Origin of the sequence: Paenibacillus flagellatus, assembly GCF_003217775.1 — a bacterium.
Taxonomy (GTDB): domain Bacteria; phylum Bacillota; class Bacilli; order Paenibacillales; family NBRC-103111; genus Paenibacillus_AB; species Paenibacillus_AB flagellatus.
Window position 1 is genome coordinate 92532 of sequence record NZ_QJVJ01000008.1, and the last position, 13375, is coordinate 105906.

Annotated in this window: 14 protein-coding genes, 1 pseudogene and 1 other annotated feature; of the genes and pseudogenes, 9 read left to right on the forward strand and 6 right to left on the reverse strand. The window is 63.3% G+C overall.

Annotation, left to right across the window (positions count from 1 at the left end):
- Positions 1-69: 69 nt before the first annotated feature.
- Complete coding sequence (locus tag DLM86_RS18015; RefSeq protein ID WP_110841454.1) at positions 70-1080, forward strand: globin-coupled sensor protein; 1011 nt, start codon at positions 70-72, stop codon at positions 1078-1080.
- 126 nt (positions 1081-1206) lie between these two features.
- Here DLM86_RS18015 and DLM86_RS18020 read toward each other — a convergent pair whose 3' ends face one another.
- The 4 genes from DLM86_RS18020 to ku all read right to left on the reverse strand — a co-directional run bounded on the left by DLM86_RS18020 (position 1207) and on the right by ku (position 4458).
- Positions 1207-1551 (reverse strand): Uma2 family endonuclease, encoded by a 345-nt coding sequence (locus DLM86_RS18020; protein WP_211326551.1) that lies wholly within the window; start codon positions 1549-1551, stop codon positions 1207-1209.
- A gap of 43 nt (positions 1552-1594) precedes the next feature.
- Entirely contained in the window at positions 1595-2485 is an 891-nt protein-coding gene (locus tag DLM86_RS18025; RefSeq protein ID WP_110841456.1) for a DNA polymerase domain-containing protein, read from the reverse strand.
- Between the two features lie 16 nt (positions 2486-2501).
- Positions 2502-3455 (reverse strand): ATP-dependent DNA ligase, encoded by a 954-nt coding sequence (locus DLM86_RS18030; RefSeq protein ID WP_110841724.1) that lies wholly within the window; start codon positions 3453-3455, stop codon positions 2502-2504.
- Between the two features lie 154 nt (positions 3456-3609).
- The gene (gene ku, locus DLM86_RS18035) at positions 3610-4458 is read right to left on the reverse strand and encodes a non-homologous end joining protein Ku (RefSeq protein WP_110841457.1); all 849 of its coding nucleotides are present in this window, start codon (positions 4456-4458) and stop codon (positions 3610-3612) included.
- 242 nt (positions 4459-4700) lie between these two features.
- On the opposite strand from ku, the gene DLM86_RS32120 reads away from it, so the two are divergent.
- Positions 4701-4874: a hypothetical protein gene (locus DLM86_RS32120; protein WP_158289541.1), complete on the forward strand. Its 174-nt coding sequence runs from the start codon at positions 4701-4703 to the stop codon at positions 4872-4874.
- Positions 4875-4925: 51 nt separating this feature from the next.
- Positions 4926-5126 (forward strand): H-type small acid-soluble spore protein, encoded by a 201-nt coding sequence (locus DLM86_RS18040; protein WP_110841458.1) that lies wholly within the window; start codon positions 4926-4928, stop codon positions 5124-5126.
- Positions 5127-5219: 93 nt separating this feature from the next.
- On the opposite strand, the gene DLM86_RS18045 is transcribed toward DLM86_RS18040, so the two are convergent.
- On the reverse strand, positions 5220-5927 hold the full coding sequence (locus DLM86_RS18045; protein ID WP_110841459.1) for an AIM24 family protein: 708 nt from the start codon (positions 5925-5927) through the stop codon (positions 5220-5222).
- A 5-nt stretch (positions 5928-5932) separates the two neighbouring features.
- On the reverse strand, positions 5933-6451 hold the full coding sequence (locus DLM86_RS18050; RefSeq protein WP_110841460.1) for a hypothetical protein: 519 nt from the start codon (positions 6449-6451) through the stop codon (positions 5933-5935).
- Between the two features lie 263 nt (positions 6452-6714).
- On the opposite strand from DLM86_RS18050, the gene thiL reads away from it, so the two are divergent.
- From thiL to DLM86_RS18080, 6 genes and pseudogenes are all read left to right on the forward strand, one after another.
- Positions 6715-7776 carry a thiamine-phosphate kinase gene (gene thiL / locus DLM86_RS18055; protein ID WP_245954699.1) on the forward strand — a complete coding sequence of 354 codons (1062 nt, stop codon included), beginning with the start codon at positions 6715-6717 and terminating at the stop codon, positions 7774-7776.
- 24 nt (positions 7777-7800) lie between these two features.
- Positions 7801-8271: pseudogene (gene tsaE / locus DLM86_RS18060) on the forward strand (tRNA (adenosine(37)-N6)-threonylcarbamoyltransferase complex ATPase subunit type 1 TsaE); the annotation flags it as partial.
- Entirely contained in the window at positions 8268-9110 is an 843-nt protein-coding gene (gene tsaB, locus DLM86_RS18065; protein ID WP_110841462.1) for a tRNA (adenosine(37)-N6)-threonylcarbamoyltransferase complex dimerization subunit type 1 TsaB, read from the forward strand. The pseudogene tsaE and the gene tsaB, both read left to right, overlap by 4 nt.
- A gap of 34 nt (positions 9111-9144) precedes the next feature.
- Entirely contained in the window at positions 9145-9615 is a 471-nt protein-coding gene (gene rimI / locus DLM86_RS18070) for a ribosomal protein S18-alanine N-acetyltransferase (RefSeq protein WP_110841726.1), read from the forward strand.
- A complete protein-coding gene (gene tsaD / locus DLM86_RS18075; RefSeq protein WP_110841463.1) occupies positions 9599-10675 on the forward strand; it encodes a tRNA (adenosine(37)-N6)-threonylcarbamoyltransferase complex transferase subunit TsaD in 1077 nt (358 codons plus the stop codon). The genes rimI and tsaD overlap by 17 nt, the downstream gene beginning before the upstream one ends.
- 40 nt (positions 10676-10715) lie before the next feature.
- Positions 10716-11028: a binding site (T-box leader), on the forward strand.
- A 492-nt stretch (positions 11029-11520) separates the two neighbouring features.
- Positions 11521-13119: a 2-isopropylmalate synthase gene (locus tag DLM86_RS18080; RefSeq protein ID WP_110841464.1), complete on the forward strand. Its 1599-nt coding sequence runs from the start codon at positions 11521-11523 to the stop codon at positions 13117-13119.
- Positions 13120-13375: the final 256 nt, after the last annotated feature.

Here is a 13375-nt window from a genome sequence, read left to right on the forward strand (position 1 = left end):
GTTTGTCGAATTATGTCGCATTGCCGGGCGAGTCAAACGACAATACCGGTCTTCTGGGGGGAGCATCTTATGATTCGATTGGACGGGGAACGCCGGAAACAAGTGGATTATATCGGGCTGACCGATAAGGACGTCGAGCTGCTGCACGCGTACAAGCCGCAGTTCGAGCAGATCGTCGACGTGCTGGTCGACGAATTGTACGAACGGATTACGGAGCAGCCGGAGCTGCTTGCCATCATTCGCAAGTACAGCACGCTGGAACGGCTCAAGGAGACGCAGCGGTGGTATTTCGTCTCGCTCGCGTCCGGAACGCTGGACGAGGAATACATTCGCCGGCGGATCGTGGTGGGCGAAGTCCATTCGCGGATCGGCTTGACGACCGATTGGTATTTGGGGACGTATATGCATTATTTGGATTTGGCGTCCGCCCACTTTGAACGGGTCGTACCGGACCGATGGCCGAACATCGTCTCGGCCGTATCGAAAATGTTCAATCTCGATTCCCAGCTCGTGCTCGAGGCGTACGAGCGGGACGAAAAGGCGAAGGTCGAGCGGCTCGTCGACGAGCAGAACCGGCTGCTGGCGTCGGTCGCCACGGCCGTCCAAGAGCTCGCTTCGATGATGGTCGAGCTCGGGGAGAGCAGCCAAGCGGTCGCGGAGACGGCGGACCGTACCGCCAAATCGCAGGAACACGCCAACGAGCTCGTCCAGCAGCTGACCGGCGAAATCGCGCATATCCACGATATGGGCGAGCTGATGGAGGAGCTTTCCGACCAGACGCACTTGCTCGGGCTGAACGCGGCGATCGAGGCGGCGAGGGCCGGCGAGCACGGGCGGGGCTTCGGGGTGGTGGCGAACGAGGTGCGCAAGCTGGCGTCCCGCTCGAAGGAGGCGCTTGTCCAGATCGAGGGCAGGCTGAAGACGATCGGCTCGATGCTGGATCGGGTCCGCACCGAGTCGGAGCAGACGGCCGCGCATGCCCGGACGCAGGCGACGAGCTCGAAGGAATTGTCGTCGTTCGTCTTGATGATCGAGCGGGTGACGGCGGAGCTGGAAAGCTTGAAGAAGACGGCGGACTGAGCTTAGTCCGCCCATACGCCGGCGGGGGCTGTCCTAAAGGTCGCAAAACGGCCGAAGGGCTGCCCTTTTTGCACAGCTGGCTGCCTGGCGGCAGCGCGATTGGAACTTGCTTGGGACGGTACGGGATCAGTCGTCGGGAAGCAAGCGGGCGAACAGCTCGTCCATATGAACGTTCATGCAGGAGAAACGGGGAGAGTTCAGCAAGCCGCCGGCGCTGTACGTGCCGTATAACGCGTATTTGCCGTCCTCGGCGTCGAATTGGTCGATGAACCGGTGAACCGGATCGACCACCCAATACTCGGGTACGCCGAACCGTTCGTAGTTGCGTTTTTTGCACACTTTATCGTTGCGGCTCGTGCTGGGCGACAAAATTTCGACGACTAGGTCGGGAGGGCCTTCGATCCGGTGGCGCTTGATGATGCCGGTTCCCTCCTGCCGGGGGAAAATGGCTATATTTTCAATATAGCGCACACCTGTTCGCAGGGCAACCGAAAATCCGAAGGAGGCGAGGCGCTTACGCCCCGCCGATAAAAGACAGGACGTGATCGAGCGACTGCGGAGGCGTCCGCTCGATCAAATCGCCCTTCGCGCGCAGCCGCTCCTCCATGTTGAGCAGGTTGAAGTCGCGCGGGTCGACGTTCGCTTCGACCTCGCTCCATTCGAGCGGCGCCGACACGGACGCGGCCTCTCGGGCGCGCGGCGTGTACGGGCTCGACAGCGTCTTGCCGTACCAATGCTGCAAATAATCGACGTAGATCAAATCGCCGCGGTTTTTCTTCAGCCGTTCGATCGTGAACAGCTTCGGGTATTGCTGGGTCAAGTACCGGCCCAGGAAATGACCGATTTTGCGCAGCTGCTCGAACGTATACGGCTTCGCCAGCGGGACGTACAGCTGCACGCCCGTGGCGCCGGACGTTTTCGGGACGGCGCGGATGTTCATCCGGTCCAGCGCTTCGCCGATCAGATGAACCGCCTTCATGATGCGCGGCTCCACCTCGAGCGACGGATCGATGTCGATCAGCCATTCGGCCGGGAGCGTCGAGCCGATCCGGTGGAACGAAGGGTGGAACTCCAGGCAGGCGAGATTGCCGAGCCAGAGCAGCGTCGGAATCGAGTCGAGGTGCACGTAATTGACGCCGTCGAGCGGAGCGACCCGGACGAAAGGGGGAAGCGGCTCGGGGGCGTTTTTTTGATAAAACGATTTGCCGTGAACGCCGTTCGGAAACCGGATCGTCGTCAAGTGGCGGTCGCGGCAATATTTCAGCAAATACGGGGCGAGCCCGAGCAGCTTTTCGAGATACGTCAGCTTCGTAATGTTCCGCTCCGGCCACAGCACCTTCTCCGGATTCGTAATCGTAATCTCGTGGCCGTCCACGGTCACCGAGCCTTTCACGGCGGTCGCCATAACGGTTCCTCCTTCGTCAATCTTGACCGAACGTGCACACTTGCACCGGATCGGCGCCTTCCGCGAAAGTCTGGATGCTCGGATGACGCATGATGCCGTCCGGCGTCCATTCCAGAAATTGCACCTTCACGACCAGTTCCGGCCGAATCCAGACCGCGTCCTTGTTCCGCTCGGGGACGTTGGCGAACGGCCGGTCGCCGATGCGCATCGGCTGCACGCGCTCCGTCAGGCGCCTCCAGTCGGCCTGCGTCAACTTCCCCGTACCGGCGTGGCCGATATAGTACAGCGTGCCGCCGGGGTCGTACAAGCCGAGCAGCAGCGCATTGACGAGTTTGTCCCGGTACGTGACGCCGCCGACGACCGCGTACATGTCGCGAAACAGCTTGATTTTCCGCCACCGGTCGTCTTTGCCGTCCAGAGCGTAGCCGCTCGTCAAATCTTTGCACACGATGCCCTCCATCCGGTGGCTTCGCATGACGCCGAGCAGCGCGTTCGGATCGGTTACGTTGCGCACGAGCTGTACCCGTTCGCCGGGGACGACGATCCGTTCCAGCAGCCGTTGGCGCTCGCCGAGCGGCATCCCGGTAGCCCACTCCCCGTTGCAATAGACGACGTCGAAGATCATATACGTTACCGGCACCCGGGAGATCGCCTGAGCGATTTTGCTTTCGGTGCGCAGCCGGTCCCGCTTCATGATTTCGTGAAACGACGGTTTTCCGGCGCTGTCGAGGGCGATCATCTCCCCGTCGAGGATGACCGACGACGCGTTGCAGTACCGGCGGACGTCCGCGAATTCCGGATACTGCATCGTACGCTCGTTCCCTCTCCGGTTCCATAGGCGGGTCTCCGGTCCGTCGCCGTATGCCAGCATCCGGACGCCGTCCCATTTGATTTGCGCCACCCAATTCGGCCCCGTCGGCGCCTGCTCCGCGCGGACCGGCTCGAACGGAACGATCGGTTTCAACTCCACGCCGCCACCCGCCCCAATCGAATAGTTGCTTCCCAATCAACAGTATTCCCCGGTTTCGGCAAAACGTACGTAACGGATTTCCTCCGATAGCGCAAAAAAGCCTCTTCCCGGCGGGAGGAGGCCGCGATCGGACCATGCGGCGCGAAGCCGCCGATCATGACACCGTTTCTTTCGCTTTTTTCTTGCCCTTCGCCTTCGGGGCCGCCGCGGGTTCGGCCGCTTCCGTCGGGACGCTCGCCGGCTTCGCCGCCTCGAGGCTCGCCTGCAGGGCGGCCATCAAGTCGATGACGTTCGCCTTCGGCGCCTCCGGCGCCACCTTGACGTCTTCGCCCGCGATTTTGTGCTGGATCATGTCCATCACCTTGTCGCGGTAATCGTCCTTGTATTTGCCCGGCTCGAACGGCGTCGACAGCTGCTCGATGAGCATTTTCGCCATCGTCAGCTCCTTGTCGTTCACTTGCGGATTTTCGGGCAGGTTCGGAACCTGCGAGATCGAGCGGATTTCGTCCGGGTAAAAAATCGTCTCCATCGCGATGCAGTCCCCGATGATGCGGATGGCGGCCAAGCTGCTTTTGGAGCGGATCGACACTTTGGCGATGCCGATCTTGCCCGTCTGGCGCATCGCCTCGAGCAGCAGGCTGTAGGCGTTGGAGCCGGTTTCGCCGGGGGACAGATAGTACGTTTTCTGAAAATAAATCGGATCGATCTCGGTCAAGTCGACGAAGTCCAAAATCTTGATCTCCTTGTTCGCCTCCGACAGCGAGTCGAGCTCCTCCTTCTCGAACAGGACGAACCGGCCGGGCTCGTACTCGTAGCCGCGCGCGATCTGCTCCCATTCCACCGACTGCTCGCAATGCTGGCACGTGCGGACGTAAGACAGCGGCGTCCCGCAAGCTTTGTGGATATACTTCATCGAGATGTCCTTGTCTTCGGTGGCGGAGAACATTTTTACGGGCACGTGCACGAGGCCGAAGCTGATGGCGCCTTTCCATACGGTATGCATCGCCTTGGTTTCCTCCTTTGACGATCGACGCGGCACGGCTCGGAAGCGTACCGGGTCCGACGAATCGAAATGGCCTGCAAGCGGGAGCGGCAAGCTGCGTTCTTACGTTCCAGTGTGGTCCAATCGCCGCCGTTCTACACCTGCAGGCGCCATTCTTCTAGCCTATGCCCGGCGGGCTTGTCGTATGCGCCCTTTCGAATTGGGCACGCTAAACGAAAGATCGGACGAAAGGAGGGAGCGGATTGGTCGAGCGGATGCACAACGAACCCGACCACGAGGGCCGGGACGATTACTTCATGGACATCGACCGGATGATCAACGAAGGGCTCGGAGGCGGTACCGTTACGATGCATAACGGTTTGATCGAGGAGACGACGGTGGATACGATGGGCGACGACGAATCGAACTTGTCGTGACGGTCCCCTCAAGTACATCGAGAACGCAATAGAGAGGAGCGATGCGGAAAAATGGATTACGATCGTGCACAGCATATTTTGTTGTCGAAGGACAAAATCGAAGTGAAATGGCAGGGCGAATCGGTTTGGATCGACAGCGTGGACAAGTACAGCGGAGTGGCGACGATTCACCCCGAGAACGATCCGCGCGTATCCAAAAACGTGCCCATTACCGAGCTGCAGGAGCAAGCCTCGGGCATTGCGACGGAGTAGCCCCGGCTTGTCCGGCCAAGCAGCCGTAAACGGAAAACGACAAAAAGCCCCGCGTCTCCGCGTGCCGGAGTCCGGGGCTTTCGTTGTTTATCCTTATTTGAACCAAACGCCGCCGAACGGCACGATTTCGCGCAGCAGCCGCTTCAGCAAGCCGTCCTGCCCGACGAACTGCTCGAGCCGGGCGTCCGGCCGTCCCGTCTGCAGCAGCGCGCTGCCTTCCCCGGTCATTTTCCACTGGTAATTCATATGCTGGCTGGCCAAATGGTTGCCGTACACGCTCAGCTCCAGCCTGGCGTTGTGCGGATAGGCGATCAGCGCCCGCGCGTCGATGTAGGAGGGCGTGACGGGATCGAGCTTCCACTCGTACAGCGGACCGGCGGCGATCAGGCCGATCGCGCCGTCCCCGGCAAATTTCATCCGCATGACGTCCTTCGTCGCGATGACGTTTTTGAAGCTTTGCATGACGCTTTGCATCCGAACGCCCTCCGTATAGTACAGCAGGTGGCGGAATTCGAACAGCAAATCCTCGTTGCCGCCGAGCTTCAGGCTGTGGAGCGTATAGCCTCCGGGGAGCGAAAGCAGCACGGAGGACGGCCCGGACAGCTTCGAGCGGATCAGCTTCTTTTTGCGGTACATGCCTTGCAGGTTCATCAGCTTGTCTTCCCGCCGCGCCGATTCCCCGCGGAATGCCGCAATTTGCTGCGGATGCAGCACGTGAACGGCTTCTCCCTCCGCCAAATGCAGCTCCGCCGTGGAGGAAAGGGCGCCTCCGCCTGCTGCGGAATCGGTACGGATATCCATCTTGGTCAGCGCCCCCTCGAGGTGTGGTGGCTTTTGCTGCGAAGCGCCAGCCGGAACAGCCGGGCCGTCACGAAATAAAGCCCGACGAGGCCGGCGGCCGTCCAGACGAGCAGCCACGTGCGGCGCGATCGGGCCGCGCGCTGCTTCTCCGCATCCTGCAGGCCGTTCACCGCCTGCGCCAGCTGTTCGTTTTGCCGGGCTAGCCGCTCGTTCTCCTCCCGCAGCCGCTGCTCGGTCTGACGGTACTGCTCGATCGTGTCCCGGGATTGCCGGGAGACGTCCTCGAGCTGCTTCGTCGCGTCCTCCAGCTGCCGTTTCGTCGTATCGTACTGCTCCTTCAGCTCGTCCACTTGGCCGGGAAGCTCGATGAAGCTTTTCACCCGGTCCACCACGCCGGCATGAGCCTCGTCCGGATCCGCTCCGAGCAGCAGGACGGCGGCCGCAATCGTATATCCGGCCGCGCGCAGAGACACGGCCGACCTTGTCCCCTTATGAAACCGATCCGTTTCTTTCCGAATAGCCATCGTCTTCTCGGCCTCCTTTCGCGCACGGCTTGTCCTGCCTGTCTCTACCATACGATACGACAAAAGCTGCCGTTTCGTTTCTCTTTCACTCGTATTTTATCGCAATTTGACGACCTTGGCATTGTCAAATGACGGTTCGGCCCGGCATTTCGAAAAATAACGGAGCGCGCGTAAGACCGGCGCGACATGCGGCAGACCCCGTTGTTGCGGTGCTCCGGCGGGACCGATATAATAAGGACAAGTTGAAAGGGGAGGCGGAATACGTGAAAGGCATCGGCATGGACGAATTCGCGCTGATCCGAAGGCTCAACCGTCCCCGTTCGGACCGGGGCGCGGCGCCGGCCGCCTCCGGCGTCAAGATGGGCATCGGCGACGATGCCGCCGTTCTGCGGCCGTCCTCCGGCCGGGAGCTCGTCGTCTCGTGCGACACGATGGTCGAGACGGTCCATTTCAAGCCGGAGACGATGCGAAGCGACGACATCGGCTACAAGGCGATGGCGGCGGCGCTGAGCGATCTCGCGGCGATGGGCGCGGAGCCTCGGTGGGCGCTCGTCGCGCTGACCGTGCCGCCGCAGTCGTGGACGGCCGACGAGCTGCGAGAGCTGTATGACGGCTTGTACGCGTGCGCGGACCGATACGGCGTCGCCGTCGTCGGCGGCGATACGACATCGTCGCCGGCCGGCTTGACCGTGACCGTCACGGTCATCGGCGAAGCGGCGGACGGCCGTTCGCTGCTGCGCTCCGCGGCCGAGCCCGGCGACGCGGTGTTCGTCACCGGCCCGCTCGGCGGGTCGGCCGCCGGCCTGCACGCGCTGCTCGCGCGCGGCGAACGCGCCGGGCCGATCGAGCGGCTGCCCGAGCCGCTGCAGCCGCTCGTCCGCGCCCACCGGCGCCCGGAGCCGCGCTTCGACGCGGCGCGGCTGCTGGCCGCGGCCGAGCCCGGCGTCTGCGGCGCGCTGAACGACGTCAGCGACGGGCTGGCGAGCGAGGCGCGCGAAATCGCCGAGGCGTCCGGCGTCCGGATCGCGCTCGACGGCGCGAGCATCCCGCTGGCGGACGAGCTGAGCGAGTACGCCGCGTCGGTCGGCGCCGATCCGCTCGAATGGGCGCTGTACGGCGGCGAGGACTTCGAGCTCGTCGGCACGGTGCGGCGGGATCGTGCGGAGGAGCTGGCCGCAGCGTTCGAGCGGGCCGGCAGGCGCATCTGGTTCGTCGGCCAAGTTTCGGCCGCAGCGGCCGAGGACGGCGCCGCCGTGACGATTGTCCGCGAGCCCGGGGGAGCGGAGGTACCGCTCGCGAAGAACGGCTACAATCATTTTGCGTGAAAGGGGGAGGCGGCCACGGTACGATCCTACACGTACGTTTCGAACGGAGAAGACGATACGGCGAGGCTGGCGGAAGCGCTGGCCGTCCGGATGGAAGCGGGCACGGTCGTCGCCCTGGACGGCGACCTCGGAGCCGGCAAGACGCGGTTTTCGCAGTCCGTCGCGCGGGCGCTCGGCGTGCCCGGCGTCGTGAACAGCCCGACGTTCACGATCATTAAGGAGTACGAGGGAGAACGTCTCCCTTTTTATCATATGGACGTGTACCGCCTGTCGGAGGAGGAAGCGGACGAGCTCGGGCTCGACGATTACTTTTTCGGCGACGGGGTGACGATCGTGGAGTGGGCCGAGCGCATTCGGACCCTTCTGCCGCCGGATCATCTCGAAATCCGGATCGGACATGCGGGGGAGCGGGTACGGCGATTCGAGCTGACGCCGCACGGCGGCCTCTACGAGCGGTGGTGCGCGCAATTGAAGGAGAACGGGACGCTATCATGACGACGGAACAACGGGAAACAAACGAGGAACGGAACGCGCGGACCGGCAGGCTGCTCGCGATCGATACGTCGACGGCCGCGCTGACCGTGGCGCTGGCGTCGGGCGGACGCATCGTCGCCGAGCGGAGCTCCCGGGCGGAGCGCAATCATTCGATCAAGCTGCTGCCGGAAATCGAGGCGATGCTGAAGGAGGCGGGCGTCGCGCCGTCCGATCTCGACGCCGTCGCCGTCGGCACCGGCCCGGGCTCGTATACCGGGGTGCGCATCGGAGTCACCGTGGCGAAAACGTTCGCCTGGTCGCTCGGCATCCCGGTCGTCGGGGTGTCCGGGCTGGAGGCGCTTGCGCTCGGCGACGCGGAGCGCAACGCGACCGAGGGGGCGGATACGTCCGCCTCCCGCTGGTTCGTTCCCTTGCTGGACGCGCGCCGCGGTCAGGCGTTTTGCGGCGTGTACGCCTCGGAGCGGGACGGCTGGCGGACGATCGAGCCGGACGGCATCCGTCTCGCGGCGGACTGGCTCGAGGAGCTGAGCGCCAAGGCGGAGAGCGGACGACGAGACGGCCGCGGGCCCGACCGGATCGCGTTCGTCGGCGAGACGGCCGGCTTCGGCGATACGATCCGGGCGTGGCTCGCCCGCCATCCGGAGCTTGCCGGGGCGGCCGACGTGCGCGAGGGCGAGATCCGTGCGGCGCAAATCGCCGAGCTGGCGTGGCGGCGGCTGGATCGGGGCGAGCATGACGATCCGCACGGCATCGTGCCGAACTATACGCAGCTGGCCGAGGCGGAAGTGAAGCTGCTGCAAAAGGAACAGCGGGGAGGCGAGCCGTTTGGAGCATGCTGAGCGGGTCGGGGGCGAGGCGCCGCAGTTCCGCTCCATGCGTCTCGACGACATCGAGACGATATGCGAGATCGAGCGGGAGGCGTTCCCGACGCCATGGTCGGCCGGAGCGTTTCAGAACGAGCTGACGAACAACCATTTCGCCCATTACCTCGTCATGGAGCTGGACGGGGAAATCGCCGGTTATGCCGGCATGTGGCTCATCATGGACGAGGCGCATATTACGAATATCGCGGTGAGAGCGCCGTACCGCGGCAGGAAGCTGGGCGAGCGGCTGCTCGTGCAGATGCAGTCGGCCGCCATGTTCCTCGGGGCGGAGCGGATGACGCTCGAGGTGCGCGTGTCGAACGTCGTCGCGCAGCGGCTGTACGCGAAGCTCGGCTTTATCCCGGCCGGGCTGCGCAAGGGGTATTATACGGACAACGGGGAAGACGCGATCATCATGTGGGCGCATTTGCGCCGCATCGCCGAGGAAGGAGAGCGGGAGACGAATGCCGACGCAACGTAACGAAAAGACACCATCGCGGCCGGGGCTGATCCTGGCCGTGGAGACGAGCTGCGACGAGACGTCGGCGGCGGTCGTGGAGAACGGGACGATCATCCGGTCGAACGTCGTCTCGAGCCAGATCGAGACGCACAAGCGGTTCGGCGGCGTCGTCCCCGAGATCGCCTCGCGCAAACACGTGGAGAGCATCACGCTCATTCTCGACGAGGCGGTACGCGCGGCGAACGTCCGGCTGTCCGACCTGTCCGCGATTGCGGTCACGCAAGGGCCGGGGCTCGTCGGCTCGCTGCTCGTCGGCGTCGTGGCGGCGAAGGCGCTCGCCTGCTCGCTGCAAATTCCGCTGATCGGCGTCCATCATATCGCCGGACACATTTACGCGAACCGGCTCGTCCACGAGCTCGACTATCCGCTGATGGCGCTCGTCGTCTCGGGCGGGCATACCGAGCTCGTGCATGTGCCGGCTCCGGGCGTGTTCCGCGTCATCGGCCAGACGCGGGACGACGCCGCCGGCGAGGCGTACGACAAAGTCGCCCGCGCGATGGGGCTGCCGTATCCGGGCGGGCCGCACGTCGACCGGCTGGCGCACGAGGCGGACGAAGGCGTGCCGATGCCGCGCGTCTGGCTGGAGCCGGATTCATACGACTTCAGCTTCAGCGGCTTGAAGTCGGCGGTGCTGGCCATCCTGAACCAGGCGAAAATGCGCGGGGACGTCATCCATCCGGTGCGCATCTCCAAAGGATTCCAGGACTCCGTCGTGGAGGTGCTTGTCGAGAAGGCGATCCGCGCGTCGAAGGAATTCGGCGCGAAGCAGCTACTGCTGGCCGGCGGCGTCGCGGCCAATAAAGGCTTGCGCGAGGCGCTCGCCGACCGGTGCGGACGCGAAGGGCTGCCGCTGCTCGCGCCGCCGTTGTCGCTATGCACCGACAATGCGGCGATGATCGCGGCCGCCGCCTTTCTGAAGTGGGACAGGGGCGAGACGTCGCCGCTCGATCTGAAGGCGGAGCCGCTGCTCTCGCTCGGAGGCTGGTCGGTGAAGGATCCGTTTTTCGAATCCGTGCATTGACAATGCGGCTTCCGCATACTATAATCGTAACCAATATCTGAAAAACGCGACGAACGGGAACAGTAGGGAGAACCATTCGACCAGAGAGCTGCGGGTTGGTGCGACGCAGCCGAATGTCATCCTGAAGCTCGCCCGGGAGCGGCGGAACGGAACGTTTGCCCGAACCATCGGCCGAAAGGCGCCGGTGCCGATTCGGCGGCAAGCCTTACGTTTCGACGGGTAACCCCCGTCATCGGGTTCATGCGACGGCGGCCAATCGGTTTCCTCGCATGGTGGAGCGGGTTCGACGTCCGTCGCAAGACGGCCGAACCAACGAGAGTGGTACCGCGACGGATCAGCCCGTCGTCTCTTACGAGACGACGGGCTTTTGTATTTCCGGTCCGGTATCGTTCCGAGAACAACCTTATACGATATGAACGCCATGAACGGGAGTAGTAGGAGTCCGAACCTTCGATGACAGAGAGCTGCGGGTAGGTGCGACGCAGCCGAAGACGGAACCGAACTCGCCCGGGAGCAGCGGGACGGAAAGCAAGCGCCGCATGCACGCTTGAACCGTACGTCCGCCGGAATGGCCCCCGATATAGGGCCGCGCGGCATTCCAGAGCCGTCGCATCCAACAGTCAAGCCCGACCGGCATGTAAGCCGGCAGGCATTGCGGATCGCGGCGCTTGCGGTGGCGCGCACGAGGTGGGTTCGGCGCAAGCCGGACCAAGCGGAGTGGTACCGCGACGGGGATCGAAGCCCGTCGTCTCCTGCATGGGGGGACGACGGGCTTTTTGGCGTCCCCCGCAATCGAAGGCGTATCGAAGCGCCGACCAACATACCATTTGACGGAGGGATTTCCCATGACGATATCCGATAGGAAAAAAATCAAAATTTTCGACACGACGCTGCGCGACGGCGAGCAGTCCCCCGGGGCCACGCTGCAGCCGGAGCAAAAAATCGTACTGGCGCGCCAGCTGGCGAAGCTGGGCGTCGACGTGCTGGAGCCGGGCTTCCCGATCTCGAGCCCCGGCGATTTCGCCGCGGTGCAGCAAATATCCCGCGACCTGCACGGCACCGGCGTCGAAATCGTCGGCTTCGCCCGGGCGATGAAAGCGGACATCGACGCGGCCGTACAGGCGACCCGCGATGCGGAGCTGCGCCGGCTGCACATTTTCATCTCGTCGTCGCAAATTTTGCTCGAGCATCAGCTGCGCAAATCGCGCGAGCAGGTCATCCAGATCGCCCGCGAAATGGTCGCCTACGGCAAGCGTTTCGTCGACCGGATCGAATTTTCTCCGATGGACGCGTCCCGGACGGGCGAGGAGTTTCTGTTCGAGCTGGTGGAAGCGGTCATCGCCGAAGGCGCCACGGTGATCAACATTCCGGATACGCTCGGCTACGCGCTGCCGGAGGAGTACGGAAGACTGTTCAAGCGGGTGCGCGAGCAGGTGCGCGGCGGCGATACCGTCGAATACAGCACGCACTGCCATAACGATTTGGGCATGGCCGTGGCGAACAGCTTGGCCGCCGTCCAGGCGGGCGCGACTCAGGTCGAGGTCACGATCAACGGCGTCGGCGAGCGGGCCGGCAACTGCTCGCTCGAGGAGCTCGTCATGGCGATCGAGACGCGCAAGCAGTCGCTCGGCGTGGAGACGTCCGTCAACATCGGGCATATTTACGAAACGTCGCGGATGATGAGCCGCCATATGCATTTTCCGATCGCCTACAACAAGCCGATCGTCGGGCGCAACGCGTTTCAGCACGAGTCGGGCATTCATCAGGACGGCATGCTGAAAAACCGCAGCACGTTCGAAATTATGGACCCCGAGCAGATGGGGATTCCGCGCAACATGATCATTTTGGGCAAGCACTCGGGACGCCATGCGATCAAGCACCGCGTCGGCGAATTGGGCATCGAGCTGACCGAGCAGCAGCTGGAGGAGCTGTTCGTCCGGTTCAAGGAGACGGCCGACGAGCAGAAACGGGTTACCGACGAGCAGCTGATCCGTCTGGTCGGCAGCACGGTGAACCGGTCGCTGGAGCGGTTTACGCTCGTCGACGTGCAGGTGGTCGTCAGCAGCTTGAAAAACCGGGTCGCATCGGTGACGGTGAAGGATCACGAAACCGGCAAAGAGGCGGCGTACTCGGCGATTGCGGAGGGCTCGATCGAGGCGCTTATCCGCTGTATCAAGCAGGCGATGCCGTTCGAGCTGGAATTCGTCGATTTGGAGCTGCAGTCGATGGCGCACGGCGAGCAGGCGAACGCCGAAGCGGCGGTGGAAATCGAGGTGGGCGGAAAGTTGTTCCAAGGGACCGCGATCGACCGCGACGTCGTCGTCGCCGTTGCGAGAGCGTGCATGGCGGCTTGCAACCAGTCGGTGCGGGAAGGACGCGCGTCCGACGAGGCGGCGGATGCCGCTTCGAACGAGAATGTGGAAAACCGGGAAAGTGCCGGCTGAGTGGTGAAACGGGGGGTGTGGATATTCTTATCCACACCCCCTGTGCATATTGTGTACAACGTTCCCGAAAGCAAGCCCCGGGCGGATGTGCGGAAAAGGTGAAAGTCGAATAAGTTTTCCAGAACGATCTGTGGGTAATGTGGATAACAAAGCGGGAATAAGCTGTGGATAGCGTTGCGGCGCCGTTTTATCCGTTTGTGGATTGTGGATAACGCTGTGGATATCGGTTGGCGGTCCGCAGGCGGTTCGATCGGTG